The organism is Nocardia bovistercoris, assembly GCF_015674855.1.
In the GTDB taxonomy this organism is placed as follows: Bacteria; Actinomycetota; Actinomycetes; order Mycobacteriales; family Mycobacteriaceae; genus Nocardia; species Nocardia bovistercoris.
In genome coordinates, this window is the sequence record NZ_JADMLG010000007.1 from 312,477 (window position 1) to 336,362 (window position 23,886).

The following is a 23,886-nucleotide window of genomic DNA, read 5'->3' on the forward strand; positions in this document are numbered from 1 at the left end:
CGACGTTAGGGTGCCTGTCGTGAACATCGATCTTTCCAAGGAACAACCGGGGGCGGTCGAACCGGATACCGAGGAATCCGATGCCGATCCGACGCCCGAAGCCGATGCCACCGCGCGGCGTGCCGATGACGCCGTGCGCGGTGCTGATGACGCGGCACTCGCGGGCGGCGGTGCGGCGCGGGCCGCTGACGATGGCACGGCAAAGGGTGGTGGCGAGGCAGACGCAGCCGTCGCCACCGAGGACGCGTCGCGGGCAGTTGATGGCAAGCGCGGGTGGCGCGGCGGGGCGGCGAAGTCGGCGCGAGTGACCGAGGTCTCCTCCGATGCGCCGCGGCGCGCGCCGGTCGCGGTCACGGCGGTCGCGGTCGGCGCCCTGGTTGTGGCATTGATCACCGCACTGTGGTTCGGCGGTACCTGGGCGCGCGCGGCGTTCCTCACCGACGGCCCCCGCGTGTCCGCGCGGGACAGCGCGCTGGACGCGGCGCGGCAGGCGGCCATCAATATGACCTCGATGAATCTGGACGACGTGCCGGGGTCGCTGGCGATGGCCCGCTCATCGATGACCGGCGCGATCCTGGAATCGGCGCAGAAGAATCAGCAGCAGTCCGAGCAGTTGGCCGCCCAGGCGGGGGTCGGCATGCAGGCCAAGGTGCTCGGCGCCTCGCTCACGGCGTTGAACAGCGAGAACGACAAGGCGACCGCGCTGGTGGTGCTCCAGGTCACCGAATCGAAAGCCGACAAGTCGGTTTCGGATTACCGGTACACGTGGAGTCTGGACATGACCAAGGTGGACGACGTGTGGAAGGCCGAGCAGGTCGCTTCGCTGGCGCAGCCGGTCCTGGTGGACGGCGCGGGCCCCGGGGGCCTCGGACAGCCCGCCCAGTCCGGCGGCGCGCAGCAGCCGGGTACGGCACAGCCCGCAGCACCGTCCGAGCCGGCCCCGGCGCCGCGGCCGGGATCGTAGGAGATACCGATGAACACTCGCAGGCCGGTCAATCGGGTCACCTCCAAGCGTCGTCCGTCCGCGGGCGCGATCACACGTCCGCGCAAGGTCGCGGGTCGCGTGCCGCACCCGGTGTCGAGCGCGGCCGAAGCGGTCGCGCAGACCCCGCCATCGCGTGGTGCGCGGGCCGAGGGGGCATCGGACGCGCCGCCTCGGCGTCGGTTCGGGCGCCCAGGATCATCCTGGACGGTCGTTATAGGAAGTCTGGTCGCCGCGGTGCTGCTGGCCGGATTCGCGGCCGTGGCGGCGACCCGTCCCGGTGTGAACGATTCCAACGCGGCCTTCGTCGACACGGCGGGCACCGAGGAGGTGCGCGCGGCCGCCGAGCACGCGCTGCACACCATCTACGCCTACGACATCAAGGACATCGACGGCTATCAGGCGGCGGTGCGCTCGGTGGTAACCGGCGCCATGCTCACCGATCTGGACAAGTTCGCCGACACCACGATCAGCGCCATAAAACAGTCCCAGACCAGCGCAGATGCCAGGGTGGAACCGATCGGTGTGACAATGCTCACCGATGATCGGGCGGAGTTGCTGGTCAATCTCGTCGTGAGTTCGACCAAGGGTGGCGCGGCCCAGCAGAGCGTGGCGGGTCCGGTGGTGCTTCGCATGCAGAAGGTGGACGGCCGCTGGCTGGCGAGTGACATCGTCGACCGATGACCGTGAATGTGCTAAGTCGTGGTGCGGCAGCGGATCTCGTCGCGGTCTCGCGGCGTGTCCGTGCGGTGTGGCGCTGGAAACCGCCACTTGACGAGTTTCGCCGGACACGTCACGCTATTCACAACAGCGGCAGCTGTCACAGTGGCTCCAGACAGCCTCGCCGGTGCCGGATAGACCCTGCCCTCGACGCAGCCAGCGTTCGGGCGCGGGCCTCGGCGCCGGAACGGGGTCGCCGGTGAGCCTCGTGACCGGGGTCGGAGGTCGGATCGTGAGGTCCGGCGCGCCGGCCGCGTGATCATTCACACGGGTGGTACTTTGACACGCCCGTGTATGTAGGTGTAAGTTTGGACGTTGCGCTGGCTGCCTCCTGTCCATCACCTCAATTCGCACTCGTAAGTGCCACCTTTCCGGTGTGCTTTCGTTGTTGCCTGTTCGGGTTCGTGTGGGTCGTGACCAGCGAGAATCGCATCGAGCAAGAAAAGAACGAAGCAGGCAAGCGACGGTCGCGGACCACCACGCGACGCGCGTGAGGTGCTGGAAGGACGCATCTTGGCAGTCTCCACCCAGACCAAGGCAGTTGCCGGAATCCCCGGAGCCCCGTTGCGGGTGTCTTTCGCGAAGATCCGTGAACCCTTGGAGGTGCCCGGACTTCTCGACCTACAGACGGATTCTTTCGCATGGTTGATCGGCTCGCCGTCTTGGCGTGAAAAGGTCGCCGCCCGCGGCGACGTCGGGCTAGTCGGGGGGCTCGAGGAGGTGCTCGAGGAACTCTCGCCGATCGAGGATTTCTCCGGCTCCATGTCACTGTCGTTCTCCGACCCTCGTTTCGAAGAGGTCAAGGCCTCCATCGACGAGTGCAAAGACAAGGACATGACCTACGCGGCGCCGCTGTTCGTGACCGCCGAGTTCATCAACAACAACACCGGTGAGATCAAGAGCCAGACGGTCTTCATGGGTGATTTCCCGATGATGACCGACAAGGGCACGTTCATCATCAACGGCACCGAGCGCGTCGTCGTGTCGCAGCTCGTGCGCTCGCCGGGTGTCTACTTCGACCACTCGGTCGACAAGGGCACCGAGAAGGATCTGCACAGCGTTCGGGTCATCCCGTCGCGCGGCGCGTGGCTGGAGTTCGACGTCGACAAGCGCGACACCGTCGGCGTCCGCATCGACCGCAAGCGCCGCCAGCCGGTCACCGTGCTGCTCAAGGCGCTCGGCTGGACCACCGAGGAGATCGTCGAGCGTTACGGCTTCTCCGAGATCATGATGTCGACCCTCGAGAAGGACAACACCGCGGGTCAGGACGAGGCGCTGCTCGACATCTACCGCAAGCTGCGTCCGGGCGAGCCGCCGACGAAGGAGTCGGCGCAGACCCTGTTGGAGAACCTGTTCTTCAAGGAGAAGCGCTACGACCTCGCGCGCGTCGGTCGCTACAAGATCAACAAGAAGCTGGGCATCCACCTCGGCGAGCAGGTCACCGGCTCGGTACTGACGAAGGAAGACATCGTCAGCACCATCGAGTACCTGGTGCGCCTGCACGCGGGCGACAAGGGCATGACGGCGCCGGGTGGCGAAGAGGTTCCGGTCGAGGTCGACGACATCGACCACTTCGGCAACCGTCGTCTGCGCACCGTGGGCGAGCTGATCCAGAACCAGATCCGGGTCGGCCTCTCGCGTATGGAGCGTGTGGTGCGCGAGCGGATGACCACCCAGGACGTCGAGGCGATCACGCCGCAGACCCTGATCAACATCCGCCCGGTCGTCGCCGCGATCAAGGAGTTCTTCGGAACCTCCCAGCTGTCGCAGTTCATGGACCAGAACAACCCGCTCTCCGGACTCACCCACAAGCGTCGCCTGTCGGCGCTGGGTCCGGGCGGTCTGTCCCGTGAGCGCGCCGGTCTGGAAGTCCGCGACGTGCACCCATCGCACTACGGCCGCATGTGCCCGATCGAGACCCCGGAAGGCCCGAACATCGGCCTGATCGGTTCGCTGTCGGTGTACGCGCGGGTCAACCCGTTCGGTTTCATCGAGACCCCGTACCGCAAGGTCGTCGACGGCCGCGTCACCGACGAGGTGCGCTACCTCACCGCCGACGAGGAGGACAGGCACGTCCGCGCCCAGGCGAATTCGCCGGTGGACGCCGATGGCCGCTTCCTCGAGGATCGGGTGCTCTGCCGTCGTGGCAACGAGGAGAACGAACTCGTCGCCGCCGCCGAGGTGGACTACATGGATGTGTCGCCGCGTCAGATGGTGTCGGTGGCGACGGCGATGATTCCGTTCCTGGAGCACGATGACGCGAACCGTGCGTTGATGGGTGCGAATATGCAGCGTCAGGCGGTGCCGTTGATTCGGTCGGAGTCTCCGATCGTTGGTACGGGTATGGAGTTGCGTGCCGCGGTGGATGCCGGTGATGTGGTGGTCAACGAGAAGCCGGGTGTGGTCGAGGAGGTCTCCGCCGATTATGTGACGGTGATGGCCGATGACGGGTCGCGTAAGTCGTATCGGATGCGTAAGTTCAACCGGTCGAATCAGGGCACGTGTTCGAATCAGCGTCCGATCGTGGACGAGGGTCAGCGGGTGGAGTCCGGTCAGGTACTCGCGGACGGGCCGTGCACCGAGAACGGTGAGATGGCACTGGGTAAGAACTTGTTGGTGGCGGTGATGCCGTGGGAGGGCCACAACTACGAGGACGCGATCATCCTGTCGCAGCGGTTGGTGGAAGAGGACGTGTTGACCTCGATCCATATCGAGGAACACGAGATCGACGCGCGTGACACCAAGTTGGGTGCCGAGGAGATCACTCGGGATATCCCCAACGTCTCCGACGAGGTGCTCGCCGATCTGGACGAGCGGGGGATCGTGCGGATCGGTGCGGAGGTGCGTGACGGTGACATCCTGGTGGGCAAGGTCACTCCGAAGGGTGAGACCGAGCTGACGCCGGAGGAGCGGTTGTTGCGGGCGATCTTCGGGGAGAAGGCGCGTGAGGTGCGTGACACCTCGCTCAAGGTGCCCCATGGTGAGTCGGGCAAGGTGATCGGTATCCGGGTGTTCTCCCGTGAGGACGACGACGATCTGCCGCCGGGTGTGAACGAGTTGGTGCGTGTGTACGTGGCGCAGAAACGTAAGATCCAGGACGGTGACAAGCTCGCGGGGCGGCACGGGAACAAGGGTGTGATCGGTAAGATCCTGCCCACCGAGGACATGCCGTTCCTGCCGGACGGGACCCCGATCGACATCATCTTGAACACCCACGGTGTGCCGCGGCGTATGAACATCGGTCAGATCCTGGAGACCCATCTGGGGTGGATCGGTAAGGCCGGGTGGCGGGTGGATGTCGCCGGTGACGGGACGCGTCCGGAGTGGGCCAAGGCGTTGCCGGAGCAGATGTTGGGCGCGCCCGCGGATTCCAATATCGCGACCCCGGTGTTCGACGGTGCGCGGGAGGAGGAGTTGACCGGGTTGCTGGCCTCGACTCTGCCCAACCGGGACGGGGAACGCATGGTCGACGACGACGGTAAGGCGATCCTGTTCGACGGGCGTTCCGGTGAGCCGTTCCCGTATCCGGTGGCGGTGGGTTACATGTACATCCTGAAGTTGCACCATTTGGTCGACGACAAGATCCACGCGCGTTCGACCGGTCCGTACTCGATGATCACCCAGCAGCCGTTGGGTGGTAAGGCCCAGTTCGGTGGTCAGCGGTTCGGGGAGATGGAGTGCTGGGCCATGCAGGCCTACGGCGCCGCCTACACCCTGCAAGAACTCTTGACCATCAAGTCCGACGACGTGGTCGGTCGGGTCAAGGTCTACGAAGCCATCGTCAAGGGCGAGAACATCCCCGAGCCCGGCATCCCCGAATCGTTCAAGGTCCTGCTCAAAGAACTCCAGTCCCTGTGCCTCAACGTCGAAGTGCTCTCCGCGGGATCGGCGATCGAACTGGCGCGGACCGACGACGACACCGACCGCGCCGCGGCCGACCTCGGAATCACCTTGTCCCGTAACGAATCCGCTTCATAGCGCGACCGACGGTCGCCGCGCCGGGTGCGCGGCGACCGCGACTCGGGTCAGCGCACGCCGTGCGGCACTCCGGTGGACACGAGTCCGGCGTTGATCAGCGTATTGAGCGCGGCGACCTTGCGCGGGCAGTGATCGAGTTTGCAGTCGCGGTGGATCTGCACCTCACGCCGCGCCTCGGCCACCTCGAACGGCTCCGCGGGCAGGTCGTGGCTCGGCCTGCGCAGCGCGGCCTCCTCGACCCACTCCCGAGGCACCTCCGACCCGACAACCGGGCCGGGCACCCGAGGCTCCCGGCGATCGAGTGCGTCGATCTTGCCGACCGCGAGCACCATCACCGCGACGAGCAACGCCACCGCACCGGCTCCGGCGAGCCCGCCGTACAGCAGCGAATCAGTCCACGACATCGCACAACCCTTCTCCGTTCGGGCCGCCTCCGACGCGCCCCGAAACTGAATATCGACCCGCACAACACATTCCATGATCAGACCGGTCGACCATCATTCGCCGTTCGACGCCCGCGCGACACGGAACGCCGACCGATGACGCGCGTCCGGAGCGTGGATGTGATCCTCGCGCCGGTTTGCCGCATGGTGACCTCGAGTACTGGTGAATGCCGTCGATGACGGGAATCGGAACTCGGCCCGATTCGACCGCTCACCGCATTGTGCGCGTAACGCTCGAGACCGCTGCTGACGATAGACCACCCGGCGACACGGCGCGGACTTCCGCGTGACGTGGATGCCGCTCGCGCGGTGCCCGAACGGCAAGCGCGGCAACCATTTCAGCGGCGCATCTCACACTCGGCGGAGGAATCCATCGGGCCGACCATGGTCAGGGTCGTACGACCATGCCGGTTACACATCACACCCCGCCGACACCGAGTGACCAAGATCGCACGAAATCCGGTGGATCACGAAAAATCGCACCGGTCGGAGTGATTCGGCGCGCGCCGATCAGATCCCCCGCTTCGTGACGCGCGACGACGACCGGGCGCCCACGGATCGGGAACATCGCGGTCCCCTCGTTCGTGTCCGGGCCGTGTCAGCCCTTGCTCGCGTGGATCAGATGAACCACCGAATCCGCGGGCCCCATGACGGTTCGGATGCCGTAGCCGTCGAGCACCTCGGCCGCGGACCGATCACGGACCTGCTCGAAACCACAGGTCGACAAGGTGTGCCGGATCTCGTCGGCGGTGAAGAAGCTCAACCAGGGCTCCCCCGCCGCGGCCACTCGATCCGCGCGGGCCTGCCGCCGCGCCGACGCCTCGTCCGCCGCGGGCGCCGCCGGGTATATGTAATCGAAGACGACTTCCGACGCGTCGCCGTGGCCCGCGATATAGCCGAGAGTGTCGTCGATCGACGCCTTCGTCAGATACATGGCGACACCGAGCCAGACGAAAACCGCGCCGCGGGTACGGTCGAGGCCCGCCTCGGCCAATCCGGTGGCCAGCGTCGACTCCTCGAAATCGATCGGGGCGAAGGTCAGCGACGGCGGGATCTCGATTCCGGTCTCGGCCAGCCGCCGTCGTTTCCAGCCCTGGGTGTCGGGATGGTCGACTTCGAAATAGCGCACCCGAGAACGGGTGTCGCGGTAGGCGGTGGTGTCGAGTCCGGCGCCGAGGATCACGACCTGATCGACGCCCCTGTCGACGGCCCGCGCCACGACGTCGTCGGCGAAGCGACTGCGCGCCGCGATCATCAAGCGGCGGCGGCGCACTATGTCCTCGTCGATACCGCGATCGAATTCGTCGGCGCGTAAACCGGATTCGCCGATGATCCGGACCGCCAGCGGATCGGTGAACACCCGCGGCTCATCGGCGACCTGGTGATATGCCCTCGCACGCGCCACGGCCATAGCTGTTCTACTCGGTTGCCCGACTTGCATGCCGACACATTACCGGTCCGGTGTGGCATAGCTCGCGGTCTGGTGGCCGCGCGCGATCAAAGCCGCGCGCAGTTGCCACATTCCGGTGCCGGAACTCGGGTCGTGTCCGGTCAGTTGCGCGATTTTCTTCAGCCGGTAGTCGACGGTATTGGCGTGCAGGCCGAGTCGGCGCGCGGTCTGCTGCCGGTTCAGTTCGGTCGCCACGTGCACGCGCAAGGTCTCGAGCAGTTCCGGGTGGCCGTCCAGCGGTTCGAGCACGGCGGCGAGGCTGTCGCGCGCCGGACCGGGTCGCGACAGCTGGTATTCCACGGCCATCCGATCGAATCGGAACACGCCCGAGGGGGAACCCGCGCGCACGATGGTGTCGAGAAGTTGGTGCGCGCGTTCCGCGGCGTCGGGGATCTCGGCGGTGGTGGCCGCGACGGCGGTCGCGGTCACCGGGACGCGACCGGCCTCGGACAGGCGCGCGATCACGCCGTCGAGTTGGTCTTCGGCGATATCGCGGGTCGGCAACAAGAGTGTGCCGCCCTCGACGCTGAGCAGCGCCAACGCCTTCCTTCCACAGCACAGCGCGAGCTCGGCTTGGACGCGGCGCAGTTTGCGACGCGCCACGACCTGGGCGTCGACGACCGGATTCGATTCGTCCGGGTGCGGCGGAATGTGCAGCGCCAGCACGGTGTAGCGCTCGGCGACGTCGATGCCGCACTGGCGCGCCATGACGGAGGTGGCGTGCCCGCCGAGCAGCGCCGAGGTCAGGGTGTGGGTGGCGGTGTGGTGTTCGGTCGCGACCACGCGCATCTCGCGGATATAGGCGAGCGTGATGGTGGTGGTCATGACGTCGAGGGCGTCCACCAGCAGTTTGACGCACTCGGCGAGATTGTCGAAGTCGTCGGCCCGTACCGCTTCGGTGCGGTCGCGTCCCGTCGTGGTGACCAGGTCGAGCCCCATCCGAAAGCCCGCGTGCACCGCGTGCAGGATGGTGTCGAGCGGCACGCCCTCGCGCGCCCACCCGGCAGCGGCTTGTTCCAGCCGCGCGATCTTGTCCGGCGCGGGCCCGCCGTCGAGCATGCCGACCACGATCTCCAGACAGTGGCTGGTGACGATGGTGACCTCGCCGCGCACCAGGTCGCCGGGCAGCGTGCCGCACGGCGCGACCGCCTCGACGAAGTGTCCGACCATCTGCTGGGCCAGTCTGCGCGCACCGCGCAACGGCTCCGACATCGGACGTCCCGAGATGACCAGGCGTTCCCGTGCGGGTGCGGTGACCGACATCGGGGCCTCCTTCCGTGCGTGGGGTTGAGCGGTGCGCCGTCTTCGCGGGTGCCGGGCCGCGAGAATCGCCGCGCCGGTGCGAAAAGGGCATTGCCGTACGACGACCGTGGTGTGGGTGTCGTCAGGCGTTCGAGAGTGATGGGGTCAGGTGAGCCGGCACGGCGCGATGCGGCGGCGTGGTGATGGGCTCGTGGGTTCGCGCGTCGCGCGCGGGGAGCGACGATCGGCGACGGAGTGCGCGGAGTGTGAGGTGGCGGCCGTTCGCCCGAGACCGCGCGTGGCGCCGAACGTTTCCGCGAAAGCGGCGGATTCGCGAGCGGCGAATAAAATATGCGCGGCGCAGGCTGCCGAAGCGCCGTTGATTTCGGCGGCGGTGTCGAATTCCGCGGCTGCGGCGGATGCCGACGCGGCGCACGATTCGAACGCCGCGTCGAATCGTGCGACAGAGTCGAAATCCGCGGCGATGCCCGATTCGGGGAACCGCGCCGAAGCGGCGGAATTCGCGGCGGCGTCGGATTCGCGCGGGGCCGGGAATCGGTGCCGGGGAAGGGACATCGGTGTCCTCCCGTCAGGGTCTGGTCGAGATGCGGCCTTCAGTCTCGGACACTATTGTCCGGTATACTTGACCGGCGACGACAACTATTTACCCCTGCACGACATCTCGGTGAATTTCCCGCAGTCGGCTCGGCGTCGCGTTCCACCACCGCCGCGCGCACCGGGTGAGCGCGGACTGCCGTGCCAGGCCGACCAGCGCGGCGATCTGCTGGATCGGCAGATCGGTCGTCGTCAGATAACGGTACGCCGCGTCGCGCCGGACATCGTCGAGGATCAGGGCGAAGGAGGTCCGCTCGGCCGCCAGATGTCGTTGCAGGGTGCGCGGATGCACGAGCAGCGCCCTTGCGACCACCGAGATCTCGCTCGAGCCCGCGCCGAGGGAGCGCCGCAGCGCGGTGCGCACCCTGCCGACGACGCCATCGTCGGCGACCGCGTCGGTCGGCGCGGACAGGAAGGTCAGGGCGGGCCGCAGCAGCGCCTCGTCCGCGCCGTTCAGCGCCTCGGTGGTGAGCTCGCGCGGTACGCGCAGCAGCGCGGCGGGTCTGCGCACGCGCACCGGCGCGCCGAAGAAGTCCTCGTACCGCGCGATCGGGGCGAGCGGCCGATGCGGCAGGTCGACCGAGACCAGCCCGTAGTCCGCGCCCGCCAACGTCTCGACGGCCCGGTGCGCGAGGCCGAGCCCGAGATCGAGGCCCTGCGCCGAAACCGCCTGGCCCGCGGCGACTTCGAATCGCAGGGCGAGCACATCCGGGTCGCCGTCGCCGTCCTCGGCCAGCGCGACGCTCATGGTGCGCGATTGCAGGAACACATAGCGCGAGGCGCACCGCACGGCCGCGGCCGCGCTCGGCGCGTTGCGGATCGCGAGCACCAGCGGACCGAGCGTCGCGGGCCCCTGCCTGGCGGCGATGCGCAATCCGAGATCGGGGCACGCGAGCGCGCGGGCCGCCACCTCGAGCGCGCGGGCGACCGCGAGATCGTCGACCGGCACGTCGTCGCGGTCCAGCGCCTCCGGCGCCAGCCCGGCGCGCACCGCGATGGCATCGGGGTCACCGCCGAGTCGGTGCACCGTCGACCGGAATCCGCGCAGCGCCGCGGACCGTATCGCGGGCATGTCAGAGGGCGCGATCGCGGTGCGGCGCACTGCGAACGGCGATCACCGGGCCATCGATTCGCTCGCGGCGGCGAACGCGCGCCGCACGGCGGCGATATAGCGTTGCACCGATTCGTGGGCCGCGGGCGTATCCGGGTAGATGGCGCTGAGCGAGGTGCCCGACGGTAGCCGGTTGATCCAGAGCAGTACCTCCTCGGAGGCGGCGCGGTTGGCGTAGACCCCGCCGTTGACCAGGTCGAAGAACTGATGGCCCGCGAAGTCGCGGGCGTCGACGTAGGAGATCATCGGCGCGGCCCAGTCCGGGCTCACGTCGAAGCCCATGTCCTGCGGAATCAATTGCAGGACGCGGTGCGGCGAGACGGCGGTCAGTTTCAGCGCGTTGTCGTAGGCGCGCTGGGCGCTGCGCACGAGTCGCTCGAAATTCGCTGTCGCGCCGACCGGGAACGCGACCGGGACCAGCGTCGCGTACCACCCGACCGAGATCAGTTCGGCCACCGACCCGCGCGTGCTGATGGGCGTCATGTTGAAGTAGTAGTCGCGGCCCGCCAGTTCGCGTTCGGCCATGGCCGCGGCGGCGAACACCCCGCCGGTGAAGGCCGCTCCGACCTCGGCGCACGCCTTCTCGAAACGCAGCGCAGCGGCCTCGTCGAGCAGCGGGACGGTGACATGCGCGCTGCGGATGTAGGCGTCGCCGCCGCCGCGCGTGCCGAGATCGAGCGGGAAGGTCGGCAGCGAACCGTCGTTGCCGCGCAGCAGTTCGATCCAGCGCCGCACGCCGGGCGATCCGAGTGTCAGTTCCGCGGTCTCGGCGCGTTCGCGCGCGCAGTAGTCGAGGTGGCTCGCGGGCGTCGGCAGCGCGACGGCCTCCTCGCCGATCTCGCGGGCGTAGAGGTTCGCCAGCTCGTAGCACGAGATGTACTGCGCCACACCGTCGGTGTGCAGGTGGTCGACGGCGAGGTAGACGGTGCAGGATTCGCCGTGCTCGATCACGCCGAAGGTGAAGCAGTCCCACTGGAACGGTCCCGGCGTGTCGTCCTGCACGTGTTGCCGGATGGCTTCGGCGTCCTCGACGCGGCCGTGGTCGACGGGCACGAATTCCATGTCCCCCGGTTCGATCACGTGCCGGACGATCCGGCCCGATTCGGGGGCGAACCAGCTGCGGAAGGTGTCGTGACGGGAGAGGAATGCGTTGACCGCGCGCGTCATCGCGTCGCGGTCGAGTGCGGCGGGCACCTCGGCGGTGACCACGCACAATCCCGAATAACGGAAGCCCGCGTCGGCGTGGCGGTGCGCGGAGGCCAGATACACCTCCTGCTGATGCGAAGGCGGCGTCGGGTGCGCGGGCGCCAGCGCCGCGCGGGCGCGGGACTCGACCGACGCGGACCAGCTCACCAGGTGTCCCGGTGCGGGACTCCATTCCTCGATGAGACCGAAATCGACCACTGGTGCATTCCTTCGTTCGCGTGGCGAAAGCCGTTGTCTGTCATGCGTGCCGGACTGCCGATCGCGGCGCGTCGAGCCGCCTCGGATCGGGCAGCGCGGTGGTGGCGACCGCGAGCGCGACGGCGACCGCAGCGATGGCCGCCATCATGGTGACCGTGCCGTCGACGGTGTGCGCGCGGAAGAACACCGCGCTCAGCGCGGCCAGACCGACGGCGTTGCCGATCTGCTCGATGGTGGGCAGCACGCCCGAGGCCTCGGCCATGCGTTCCTGGTCGAGGCCGGAGAGCATGAGCGGCTGCAACTGGACGCCGAAGATGCCGACGCCGAATCCGGAGGCGATCACCGGCCCGATCGCGACCAGTGTGTTCACCTCCCCCTGCGTGATCCACAGGTATCCCGCGCCCGCGCCGATGCAGCCGCCGAACAGCGCGATGCCGAAGGCAAGCGCCAGTACTCCGAAGCGCCGCAACAACAACGGCGAAACCAATGCGCCGACGCCCGCGCCGATCGCGAACGGGGTCATCGACAGTCCGGTGCGCACCGCCGACCAGTCCAGCACCTCCTGCATCGCGATCGACATGGCGAACACGAACGCGGTGAACAGCCCGAAGAACACCGCGATGATTCCCGAACCGACCCGGAAGCCGCGGTCGGCGAACAGGTCAGCGCGCACCAGCGGGCTGCCGCCGCGGCGCAGTTCGGCCCGCTCGTGCACCACGAACGCCACGCCGAGCGCGGCGGCGCCCGCCAGCGCGCCGAGCAGTTCCGGCCGCCATCCCCGCTGTTGCACCTCGGCCAGCGCGAACAGCAGCAGGAACAGCCCGGCCGTGGAGAGCGCAACCCCGGCCGGGTGCAGGCCGGGCCGGTTCCGGTCCCGACCGAGCCGCAGATACCGCCAGGCCAGGGTGAAGGCGATCGCGCCGAGCGGGACGTTGATCAGGAAGACCGAATGCCAACCGAGACCGAAGGGATTCGCGCCGATGAGCAGACCACCGAGCAGCGGACCGAGCATGCCCGCGAATCCGGCGGTCGCGCCGTAGACGGCGAAGACCAGCGGATGCCGCTCCCGGGGGAAGCCCGCAGTGATGATGGCGATCGTCTGCGCCGCGAACCCCGCGCCCGCGAACCCCTGCACGACCCGCGCGACCACGAGTTCGGTCGCGCCGGAGGCGGTTCCGCACCACACGGAGGCGGCGGTGAACGCCACCACCGAGACCAGGAACATCGACCGCCTGCCCACCAGCGCGCCCAGGCGCGCCGCGGGCAGCAGCGTGCAGGCGAACGCCAGCGAGTAGCCCGAGATGACCAGCAACTGCTGCGAGCGGGACGCGCCGAGGTCCTCGGTGAGGTTCGGCAGCGCCACGTTCACGATGGTCACGTCGATCATCTGCATGAACACCGCGATCAGGCAGGCCGCGAAGGCCGCCCACGCGGCGCGGTCGCCGAAGAGATGTCTCGCGGCGACCGCGTCCGGGTCGGTCATAGTCCGGCCCGCACCGGCTCATCCGTGGCGCGCGCCGATTCGGCGCTTTCGTGCGCCGATTCGTCACCGTCGGCCGTAGCTTCATCGCCGTCGGCCGCCGAGGCGCCTCCGTTGGCCGCAGGCGCGCCTCCGTTGGCCTGCGCACCACCCTTGGTCGCGGGCGCGCCACCGTTGGCGGCGGGCGCACCGCCGTTACGGGCCGGTTCATCGCCCGCCGCGGGCTCGAGCGCGAGCGAACCCGCCCCGCGCTGGTCGCCCGCCAGGATCAGTTCCGCGACCTTCGGACCGATCTGCTCCAGGCTGAACGAGCGTCCCATCTGCAAGGCCATGAGGTCGACGCCGAGCGATTTCGACACCCGCGCGCCGAGTTCCACCGCCATGAGCGAATCCAGGCCGAGTTCGGGCACCGGAACCGTGAGGTCGATGGAATCCGCGGACACGCCCATGACGACGGCCAGTTCCTCGGCCATCATCCTGGCCACGGCCTGACCGCGCTTGCCCTCGTCGAGGGCCGCCAGTTCGGCACGGACGCGGTCGAGTTCGGAATTGTCGCGCACCGAGGCCGCGACCAGGTCGGTGAGCCGACCCGTGCGCGACAGCTGCGGGAACGCCGCGGTGAGCGCGGACCAGTCGGTGGGGATGATGGCGGCGCGGGTGGCCCCGAGTCGCAGCGTCTGTTCGAGGTAGGCGGCGCCGTCGCCCATGTCGATCGGCGCGAAGCCCGCCACCTCCAGATACTTGGCGACCTTTTCGTCGGCCGCCATGCCGCCGGTCGCGCCGGACATGTGACCCCAGCCGATGCACACGGTCCGCAGACCCTCGCGCGACCACTGCTCGGCCAGCGCCTCGACCGCGAGATTGGCCGCGCTGTAGTTGTACTGGCCGAAGATGCCGAACATCGAGCCGCCCGAGGAGTAGAGCACGAACATGTCCAGTTCGATGTCCGCGTCGGCGACCGCCCGGCGCAGCACCCGCGCACCGTGCACCTTCGGGCGATACACCCGCGTCAGCTGGTCGAGGTCCATCTCCTCGATGCGGCTGTCGGCCACCGCGCCCGCCGCGTGGAAGATCCCGCGCAGCGGCCGGTCCGCGGTGTGGGCGCGGGCGACGACGGCGGCGACTGCCTCGGCGTCGGCCACGTCGGCGCGTTCCTCGACGACCTCGACCCCGCCCGCGCGCCACGCCTCGATCTGACGTTTGGCGGCGTCGTCGACGGCGCCGCTGCGGCCGAGCAGCACCAGCCGCCGCGCGCCCTTGCCGACCAGCCAGCGTCCGGTCGCCATGCCGAAGCCGCCGAACCCGCCGGTGATCAGATACGTTCCGGCCGCGCCGATCTCGACCTCGGGGAGGTTGGGACGCACGGGGGTGAGCTCGGAGTTCATGTCGATGGCGACGCGCCCGATGCGGGTGGAGCGGATCACCTCGTCGAACGCCTCGGTCACCGCGGCGGTGCCGAACAGCTCGTAGGGCAGCGGCGTGTAGATCCCCTCGCCGATCTTGGTGTAGACGCGGGCCAGCAGTTCGGCCAACTGCTCGGGCCGCACCGCGCACATCCGGTCCAGGTCGACCGAGAAGTACGACAGGTTCTTGTCGAAGTTGGCCAGTTCCAGCAGGCCGCCGGTGTAGACGTCGGCCTTGCCGACCTCGACGATGCGCCCGAATTCGGCGACGGCCTTGAAGTTCTGCCGCAGGATCTCCCCCGGCGCGGTGCTGAGCACCACGTCGACGCCCCTGCCGTCGGTGAGTCCGAGGACGTCGTCGGCGAAGTTCAGCGACCGCGAGTTCAGCGCGTGGTGCGCGCCGAGTTCGAGGATGTGCGCGCGCCGCTCCGGCGTGCCCGCCGTGCCGATGATCCGCGCGCCCGCCGCCGTGGCGACCTGGATCGCCGCCGAGCCGACGCCGCCCGCCGCGCCGTGGATGAGCACCGTCTCACCCGGACGCACCCGCGCCAGGTCGAGCAGCGCGTATTCGGCGGTGCCGAACGACGTGGTGCTGGTGCACAATCCGGGGTCGACGCCCTCGGGCAGCGGAATCAGCCTGGTGTGATCGACCACCCGGTAGCGGCCCATCATGCCGCGCGCGGCGACACCGACGAGCGCGCCGACCTGCAGGTCGGTGACACCCTCGCCGAGCCGGACGACCTCGCCTACGCCTTCCATGCCAGGGTCGGTGCCGAAGAAGGTCTCCGACAGTTCCCGCTCGCCGAGCAGGCCCATCACCTTGAGCGGGTCCTTGTAGTTCAGGCCGATGACCCGCATCCGGACCTCGACCTCGCCCGGCGCCGGATCGCGGCGCGGGCAGCGCCGCCACGACAGCGCCGAGAGCAGGCGGTTGCGCGGCATCTCCAGTTCGAAGTCGACCTCGGGATCGGTGAGCGATTCGGTCGCTTCGAGCTGTTCGAGGCGTTCGGGCAGCGGCGCGGTGATGATCGGGACCCAGCGCTGTCCGCCGCGCAGCAGCACCTCGTCGGCGTTGTCGTGGGAGAACGCGCCAGGCACCGCGAGTTCGGTGACCAGGTCGGCGATCTCGGTGTCGGCGTCGATATCGACGAGCCGCCACCGCAATCGGGTCTGCTCGTTCAGCAGCACCCGGCGCGCGCCCGCGAGCGCGGCCTGCGTCGAGTCGGGAACGATGTCGGAATCGGGCAGGGTGAAGGCGTTGTCGGTGATCATGGTGACGTGGCACAGCGGGCTGTCCGGCGTCCCCGCCGCTTCCTCGAACGTGTGCACCGCGACGGCGATCCGCTTCAGGGTCCACAGGTCGGCGATGTCGTCGGCGACCGGTCCGGCCACCACGCACACGTGCACCCGCTCGGCGCCGGAATCGACTGCGGCGCGCAGTGATTCGGTGAGCTCGTCCTCGAGTTCGACGGCGCCGCCGATCAGCACGGTGGCATCGCCGAGCGCGGCGGCGAGTTGTCCCGCGCGTGCACGGCCGCTCGGGGCGAGCGCGACCACCACCGACGCGGCGGCCGAGACCTCGCCGAGCGCGGCGGGGTCGACGGGGTCGGTGCGGCGCATGGAGTCGGTGTAGTAGAACTCGGCCATCCGGGTCAGCGGGCTCTGTCCCGGCGTCAGCGCGCCGAGCTGCACGCCGACCAGGCGCATGACCAGGTTGCGTTCGTCGTCGAGCAGGTCGACGTCGGCGCGCAGGCGCATCGAGGGATCGCGGCGCGCGACCACCGTGAGCTGTTCGGGCAGCGCGCCGAACAGCCGCACCGAGCTCACCCCGATCGGCACCACGGGTCCTTCGGCGGCGCCCTCGGCGGCGAACAGCAGCGCGACGGTCTGCATGGCGGCGTCGACCACCGCCGGATGCGCGAGATGACCCGAATCGGCCGCGATGGAAGCGTCGATGACCGATACGGCGGTGTCGGTGTCGGCGCGTACCGAGGTGACGCGCCGGAAGCTCGGGCCGTAGCGCAGCCCGCGCGCGGCCAACGCGTTGTAGAACAGCTCCGGTTCGAATTCGACCGCCGAATCCAGTTCCGGCACTTCGACCTTCGTCGATTCATAGCTGCCCATGAGCAGACGGCCGATCGCGTTCACGGTCCACACCGAACCGGTGGCGCTGCGCGAGCGCAGCATGAACCGTCCGCTCGTCTCCTCGACGCTGAACAGGGTGATCGGCAGGTCGGACGAGCCCATCACCAGCGGCGCGATGAAACGCACCTCCTCGAGCGCCACGCGCTTGGTCGCCATCCGGCTGGCCGCCGCACTCAGCGCGGCGTCCAGGTAGGCCGCGCCCGGCATGATGCGCGCGTCCCCGATCACGTGGTCCTCGAGCCAGGGCAGCAGCGCCGACCCGACCTGTAGCAGCCATTCCGGCCTGCCCTCGGTGTCCTGGTCGCCGAGCATGGCGTAGGAACCGGGAGAGCCGAGGCGAGCCTGTTCGAACATCGGCAGGGCCGTGTGCAGGCGCGTGCGCTGCCACGGGTAGGTCGGCAGCGCCACATACGGGGTCGGGCGCGCGGACGGGAACAGCGCATCGATGTTCAGCGCCCCCGCCGCGTACAGGCCGATGAGGGTCTTGCGCAGGCTCACCGAATCGTCCTGCCCGCGATCCAGGGTGGCCACCGTTGTGCCGTTCACATCCGCGCCGAGCAGCAGTTCGCGGATATTGCCCGACAGCACCGGATGCGGGCCGGTCTCGAGGAACACCCGGCTGCCCGATGCGATCAGTTCGGCGATGGCGGCGGCGAACAGCACCGGCTGCCGCACGTTGGCGCACCAGTACTCGGCGTCCCAGTCGGCCTCGGTGACCGGTGCGCCGGTGACCGTCGACCACAGCGGCACCGTCGGCACGCGCGGTGTCAGCCCGGCCAGTTCGGTGCGCAACTCGTCGAGGATCGGTTCCATCAGCACGCTGTGGTAGGGCACCTCCACGCGCAGCCTCCGCGCGAAAACGCCTTCGTCGCTGAGCTTCTCGGCGAGTTCGTCCAAGCGATCGGCATCGCCGGACAGGGTGAGCGAGGTGTCGCTGTTGATCGCGGCGATATCGATCGACGGGTCGGCGGCGACGAGTTCGCGCGCCCGTTCCACGGTGATGCCCGCGGCCAGCATGCCGCCCGAACCCGCCGTGGTGGCCTGCAATCGAGCGCGATGGTAGGCGACAAGGACCGCGTCCTCGAGGGAGAGCATGCCGCTGATGTAGGCCGCGGAGACCTCGCCGACACTGTGCCCGACGATCGCGGCGGGCACGATGCCGAGTTCGGCCAGTTCGGCGGTCAGCGCGACCTGCACCAGGAAGTTCGCGGGCTGCGCGATCTCGGTCGCGGTGACGCGGGATTCGTCCTCGGGGCGCAGCAGTTCGGCGATCACCGAGAATCCGGCGATCCTGCGGAACTCGGCGTCGACGGTCTCGGCCGTGCGGGCGAAAACGCCGTCGGTGGTGAGCGATTCGCGCGCCATCGCCCACCACTGCGGGCCCATGCCCGAGTAGACGAAGACCGGCTCGGCGACCCGGCTGGTCACCGTGCGCACCGCGTCGCGGCCTTCGCCCTCGGCGTAGCCGCGCAGTTCGGCGACCGTCTCGGCGCCCGCGAGGGCGAATCCGGTGCGGAAGTTGTGGTGCGCGCCGCGCGTCCACAGCGCCTCGGCCAGCGCGTCCTGGTCGGCGCCCGCCTCGACGAGATCGGCCACCCGACCCGCCATCGCCCGCGCGGCCGCCGCGCCGCGCCCCGAGATCGGCAGCACGCCGCGGTGCGAGGGCGCATGGTCGGCGGGCCGGGTGAGTCGCCCGGACAGCGGGGCGCGGTATTCCTCGAGCACGGCGTGCGCGTTGGTGCCGCCGTAGCCGAATCCGTTGACGGCGATGGTCATCGGGTCGGCGTCGGCGTCGAGCGGCTGCGCCTCCAACTGCACGTGCAGGCCGAGTTCTTCGAACGGGATGTCGGGATTGGGCTTGTCGAACCAGCCCTGCGGCGGGATCGTGCGGTGCCGGATCGCCAACGCGGACTTGATGACACTGGCGACGCCCGCCGCGGCCTCGGTGTGGCCGAGGGTCGCCTTGAGCGAGCCGACGCCGAGCGTTCCCTCCCGGCCCTGGGCGCGGCCGTAGACCGTACCGAGCGCGCGCAACTCGATCGGGTCGCCGACCAGGGTGCCCGTGCCGTGCGCCTCGACGTAGGTGACCGGTCTGGTCAGGCCCGAGCGCTCGTACACCGTGCGCGCCAGCGCCTCCTGCGAGTCGCCGTTGGGGACGGTGATGGCGGAGGTGCGCCCGTCCTGGTTGGTGCCGGTGGCCTTGATCACCGCGTAGATCCGGTCGCCGTCGCGTTCGGCGTCGGCGAGCCGCTTGAGCGCGACCATGCCCGCGCCCTCGCCGCGGCCGTAGCCGTCGCCGGTGGCGTCGAAGGATTTGCAGCGCCCGTCGGCGGCGAGGAAGCCGCCCTTGCACATCATGACGAACGTCTCGGGTTGCAGCATCACGTTCACGCCGCCCGCCAGCGCGATATCGCTGTCGCCGCGATCGAGCGACTGCACCGCCAGGTCGAGCGCGACCAGCGAGGACGAGCACGCGGTGTCCACCGTCAGCGCCGGACCGACCAGGTCGAGAGCGTAGGCGATGCGATTGGACAGCATCGTGTAGGACGCGCTCGCGGCGGTGTGCATATCCGCGTGCGCCAGCGCCGGGCCGACCACCCCGACCACGGACTGGTCGACGATGAACCCGCCCACGTAGACGCCGACCGAGGCGCCGCCCGCGCGCCCGGCCACACCCGCGTCGTCGAGCGCCTCCCATGACACCTCCAGTAGCAGCCGCTGCTGCGGGTCCATGACGGTGGCTTCACGCGGCGAGATGCCGAAGAAGTCGGGATCGAACTCCCACGGGTCGATCGTGAGGAACGCGCCGCGCTTGGTGTAGCTGCGTCCCGGCGTGCGCTTGTCGGCGTCGTAGTAACGGCGGTAATCCCACCGGCTCGCGGGGATCTCCACGACCGCGTCCCGCTTGTCGAGGACGAATTGCCAGAAGCTCTCCGGCGATTCGATACCTCCGGCGAAACGGCAGCCGATCCCTACGATGGCGATGTCCGACATCGAACTCCTCCGAACTCGGTCGCGCCCGAATCTCTTTCGGATACGCGTATGTTCATTTCAGTGCACGCGAACGGAATACACGTCATCGCCGACGTGAACCGTTGCGCTGCGGCCGCTTACGCGGCCTAATCCCCCGACAGTGCCGCTCCGATCAGGTTCCAGGAATCGTGCAAGTCGTCCTGCCAGTAGTGCCAGGAATGAGTTCCGTTCGGCCGCAACACGAAAGTCGCCGGGACGGCGAGTGCCCGCAGCCGGTCGCGCAGCTGTGCGGCACAGATCCCGGTGACCGCCTCGAGCGGCGCCCCGAAGACCAACTGGTAGGCGAGTTCGATACCCGAACCGTCCGCACCCGCCAGCGTGTCGTACTGACCGGGCAGGCCGTTACCGGTCGACACGTAGATCTTCGTGCCGCGCAACTGGTCCGCGTGCAGGTACGGATCGTTGGCCGCCCACGCCGGATCGCTCGGCGGACCCCACATGTTCATGACATTGCCGCGCCTGCCGCCGACGACCGCGCTCACGATCACCTTGCCCTGCGGGTCACTGGTGCGCACACAACCCGAATACGAGCCGATCGCCTTGTACAGTCCCGGCGCGGCCAGCGCCAGCTGGAACACCGAGGTGCCCGCCATCGAGATTCCCGCGATGGCATTCGCGCCGTTGCCGTTGTACTCCGAGTCGATCAGCGGCGGCAGTTCACGGGTGAGGAAGGTCGTCCACCGCTGCCGTCCCAGCACCGGGTCATCGGTGCGCCAATCGGTGAAATAGCTGCTCGCGCCCCCGAACGGGACCACGACGTTCACCTGCTTGTCGCGGAAGAATTCGGCCACGTCGGTGCGGTCGATCCAGCTTCCGTCGCTGATGCCGCCGTTCGCCCCGTTGAGCAGGTAGAGGGTCGGCGCGGGCTGGGTCGGGTCGGCCGCGCGCAGCACCCGCACCCGCGTCACCGACTTCATCGACTCGGAGTAGACGCCGACGTCGAGGACCCGGTCCGATTCGGTGCGCACATCGTCGACCCGCGCGCCGATCGAGGCCGGTTCGGCGGTCACCGCAGCGGCGCACCACGCGCCGATCACCGTGATCACCAACAGGATCACCACGGTTCGTAAAGTTGGACGAGGGGCCGACATCGCGCTCCGATCCCGAAGGCCGCACGGTTCCGACGCGCGCGGCGCACACCGGTGGACGCTCGGTCGAAACAAAGAAATTCTGGGCCGAGTGAACAACACCGAACATGCCGAAATCCACTGATGCGGCCCTTCTTGTGTGTGCTCCTAAAGGCGGTGTAGGCGATTTGGGCTCGCTCCTCAATCAGCGTCCGCCCGGCGACCGCACATGAAATCCACGTTACCGTCGGACTGTTCGCACTCTCTCGACGACGAGGTCGACCATGGCAATCGCCGAAAGAACCCTCCGCGGACCGGCCGCACGGCTGGTCGCCGCGGTGTTGCTGTCGTGTGCACTCGCGAGCGCGGGCGCGAACGCCGAACCCCCGAACGAACCGACCCGCGTCCTGAACCGGACCGAGGGGCCGGGACGTCAGGTGGAGCTGACGGTGCACTCCGCCGCGATGGCGCGCGCGGTGACCGTGCGTGTGCTGCCCGCCGCGAATCCCGACGCACCCGCGCCGACGCTCTACCTGCTCAACGGCGTTGACGGCGGCGCGGACGGAAACTGGTTCAACAGAACCGATATCGGCGAGTTCTTCGGGCCGCGCCAAGTGAACGTGGTCGTCCCGTTCGGCGGCGCGGGCAGCTGGTTCACCGACTGGCGCGCCGACGACCCCGCACTGGGACGCCAACGCTGGACGACCTTCCTCACCCGCGAACTCCCCCCGCTCGTCGACGCGACCTTCCGAGGCAACGGCCACAACGCGATCGCGGGCATCTCCATGGGCGCCACCGCGGTGTTCCAGGCCGCCCTCGCCGCACCGGGACTGTTCCGCGCGGTGGGTTCGTTCTCCGGCTGCGCGAGCGTGAGCGATCCGCTCGGCCGCACCGTGGTCAGCGGAATCATCACCGGCCACGGCGGCGACCCGAACAATATGTGGGGTGGGCCGGACAACCCGCTGTGGGCGGCCAACGATCCGGCGCTGCACGCCGACAAGTTGCGCGGACTCAGCCTGTTCGTCTCCGCGAGCACCGGTTCGCCCGGCAACCACGACACCCTCGACGATCCTCGGATCGGCGGCGATCCGTTGACGTTGGCCGACCGGGTGGTCGTCGGCGGCGCCATCGAGACCATCTCCGCCGACTGCACGCGCAGACTGCGCGATCGGCTCGTCGAACTCCGCGTTCCCGCCACCGTCACCGTGCGCGAGGGCGGCACCCACGCGTGGCCGTACTGGCAGGACGACCTGCACGCCGCGTGGACCCAGTTCGAACCGGTCCTCGCCGCACCCTGAGCCGAATCGACGCCCTTCCGTGAGCCGGACCGACGCTCCTCCCGCAAGCCGGACCGCGCGGCACAGTGAACCGGCTCGGCGCGGCACAGTGAACCCGGATCAGTGTCAGCACCGTGGGCCGGAACGGCGTAGGCGCCCGCGAGCCGAATCGACGCGCTTCCGCGGATCGGATCGCGTCGGCACCGTGGGCCGGATCGGCGCGCCGCCGGTGCGGGCTAGGCTGGTGGATGGTCGACGCCGGACCATTCGGTCTGTAGGCCGCGAACGCCCGGACTCCGCGGTTCCGGCACACGACCGGGCGACGCCGCACATCGATGCCGACGCGGCGGCGCCACCTCGACACCGACCGGCCCGCGCGGACCGTCACCCGACGGCCGCCGCCGAACTGGAAGGAGCACGATTCATGGCAACCGAAACCATCGACCGGCCCGCGGAAGCGTCAGGAACCTTCGCCCTCGGCGGAGACCTCCCGATCCACCGACTCGGCTACGGCGCGATGCAGATCACCGGCCCTGGCGTCTGGGGCGATCCCGCCGACCCGGACGAAGCGGTGCGGGTCCTGCGCCGCGCCGTCGAGCTGGGCGTCGACTTCATCGACACCGCCGACTCCTACGGTCCGTTCGTCAGCGAACAACTCATCCGCCGCGCACTGCACCCCTACCCGGACGACCTGGTCATCGCCACCAAAGCCGGCCTCACCCGCGCCGGGCCCGCCGACTGGCGCCCCGTCGGACGGCCCGAATACCTGCGCCAGCAATTGGAATTGAGCCTGCGCCACCTCGGAGTCGACAGCATCGACCTCTACCAACTGCACCGCATCGACGCCAAGGTGCCACTCGCCGACCAGATCGGCGCGCTGGTCGAATTCCAGCAGGAAGGCAAGATCCGCCACATCGGTGTCTCCGAGGTGAGCGTCGACGAGCTCGCGCAGGCGCGCGAACTAGCGACCATCGTGTCCGTCCAGAACCTGTACAACCTGGCCAACCGCAGAGCCGAGGACGTCCTCGACTACGCCGAGGCCAACAACATCGCGTTCATCCCCTGGTTCCCGATCGCCACCGGCGAGCTCGCCCGCCCCGGCGGACCACTCGACAAGATCGCCGAACACCACGACGCAACCCCTTCGCAACTGGCACTGGCCTGGTTGCTGCGCCGCTCACCGGTACTCCTGCCGATCCCCGGCACCTCCTCGGTCGCCCACGTCGAGGAGAACACCGCAGCCGCCACCGTCACCCTCACCGACGAGGAATTCCAGGCACTGTCCGACGCGGTCTGAGGTCCGGGGGGCAGTCCACGCCTGCTGATCGTCGCTGTCCCGGTGTGGCCGGGCTCGCGGTGGTGTCTCTTGGTCGGCTCCGGGGCGGTCACCACGGTCGCGCGGGTGGTCGCGGACGTGATCGGGTCCGCAGAGGTGGACACCTTACAAGCGGGTTGCGAGTCCTCACAGTCGCCGAAGCGGCGACCGGCATGGTCGGGCCGCAATGGTGGTCTGTCAGTCGATGGGTGGACGTCCCA

At 69.0% G+C, this 23,886-nt stretch carries 13 protein-coding genes; 5 read left to right on the forward strand and 8 right to left on the reverse strand.

The window, feature by feature from the left end; all coding sequences use genetic code 11:
- The first annotated feature begins 19 nt into the window (after positions 1 to 19).
- From IT779_RS19150 to rpoB, 3 genes are all read left to right on the forward strand, one after another.
- Positions 20 to 964, forward strand: a complete 945-nt coding sequence (locus tag IT779_RS19150) for a hypothetical protein (protein ID WP_196150698.1) — start codon at positions 20 to 22, stop codon at positions 962 to 964.
- A 9-nt stretch (positions 965 to 973) separates the two neighbouring features.
- Positions 974 to 1,666 (forward strand): hypothetical protein, encoded by a 693-nt coding sequence (locus IT779_RS19155; protein WP_196150699.1) that lies wholly within the window; start codon positions 974 to 976, stop codon positions 1,664 to 1,666.
- Positions 1,667 to 2,197: 531 nt separating this feature from the next.
- Positions 2,198 to 5,680 (forward strand): DNA-directed RNA polymerase subunit beta, encoded by a 3,483-nt coding sequence (gene rpoB / locus IT779_RS19160; RefSeq protein WP_196150700.1) that lies wholly within the window; start codon positions 2,198 to 2,200, stop codon positions 5,678 to 5,680.
- A 47-nt stretch (positions 5,681 to 5,727) separates the two neighbouring features.
- Here rpoB and IT779_RS19165 read toward each other — a convergent pair whose 3' ends face one another.
- The 8 genes from IT779_RS19165 to IT779_RS19200 all read right to left on the reverse strand — a co-directional run bounded on the left by IT779_RS19165 (position 5,728) and on the right by IT779_RS19200 (position 21,097).
- Complete coding sequence (locus IT779_RS19165; RefSeq protein ID WP_196150701.1) at positions 5,728 to 6,084, reverse strand: hypothetical protein; 357 nt, start codon at positions 6,082 to 6,084, stop codon at positions 5,728 to 5,730.
- 637 nt (positions 6,085 to 6,721) lie between these two features.
- Positions 6,722 to 7,534, reverse strand: a complete 813-nt coding sequence (locus IT779_RS19170; protein ID WP_232541882.1) for a class I SAM-dependent methyltransferase — start codon at positions 7,532 to 7,534, stop codon at positions 6,722 to 6,724.
- Positions 7,535 to 7,573: 39 nt separating this feature from the next.
- Entirely contained in the window at positions 7,574 to 8,836 is a 1,263-nt protein-coding gene (locus tag IT779_RS19175) for a PucR family transcriptional regulator (RefSeq protein WP_196150703.1), read from the reverse strand.
- A gap of 643 nt (positions 8,837 to 9,479) precedes the next feature.
- Entirely contained in the window at positions 9,480 to 10,502 is a 1,023-nt protein-coding gene (locus tag IT779_RS19180) for an AraC family transcriptional regulator (protein WP_196150704.1), read from the reverse strand.
- A gap of 42 nt (positions 10,503 to 10,544) precedes the next feature.
- Positions 10,545 to 11,945: a condensation domain-containing protein gene (locus IT779_RS19185; RefSeq protein WP_196150705.1), complete on the reverse strand. Its 1,401-nt coding sequence runs from the start codon at positions 11,943 to 11,945 to the stop codon at positions 10,545 to 10,547.
- 40 nt (positions 11,946 to 11,985) lie between these two features.
- Complete coding sequence (locus tag IT779_RS19190) at positions 11,986 to 13,428, reverse strand: MFS transporter (RefSeq protein WP_196150706.1); 1,443 nt, start codon at positions 13,426 to 13,428, stop codon at positions 11,986 to 11,988.
- On the reverse strand, positions 13,425 to 19,967 hold the full coding sequence (locus IT779_RS19195) for a type I polyketide synthase (RefSeq protein WP_196150707.1): 6,543 nt from the start codon (positions 19,965 to 19,967) through the stop codon (positions 13,425 to 13,427). The genes IT779_RS19190 and IT779_RS19195 overlap by 4 nt, the downstream gene beginning before the upstream one ends.
- Positions 19,968 to 20,092: 125 nt before the next feature.
- Positions 20,093 to 21,097: an alpha/beta hydrolase gene (locus IT779_RS19200; RefSeq protein ID WP_196150708.1), complete on the reverse strand. Its 1,005-nt coding sequence runs from the start codon at positions 21,095 to 21,097 to the stop codon at positions 20,093 to 20,095.
- A gap of 260 nt (positions 21,098 to 21,357) precedes the next feature.
- Here IT779_RS19200 and IT779_RS19205 point away from each other — a divergent pair, with 260 nt between their 5' ends.
- Positions 21,358 to 22,371: an alpha/beta hydrolase gene (locus tag IT779_RS19205; protein WP_196150709.1), complete on the forward strand. Its 1,014-nt coding sequence runs from the start codon at positions 21,358 to 21,360 to the stop codon at positions 22,369 to 22,371.
- 403 nt (positions 22,372 to 22,774) lie between these two features.
- Complete coding sequence (locus tag IT779_RS19210) at positions 22,775 to 23,647, forward strand: aldo/keto reductase (RefSeq protein ID WP_196150710.1); 873 nt, start codon at positions 22,775 to 22,777, stop codon at positions 23,645 to 23,647.
- Positions 23,648 to 23,886 lie beyond the last annotated feature (239 nt).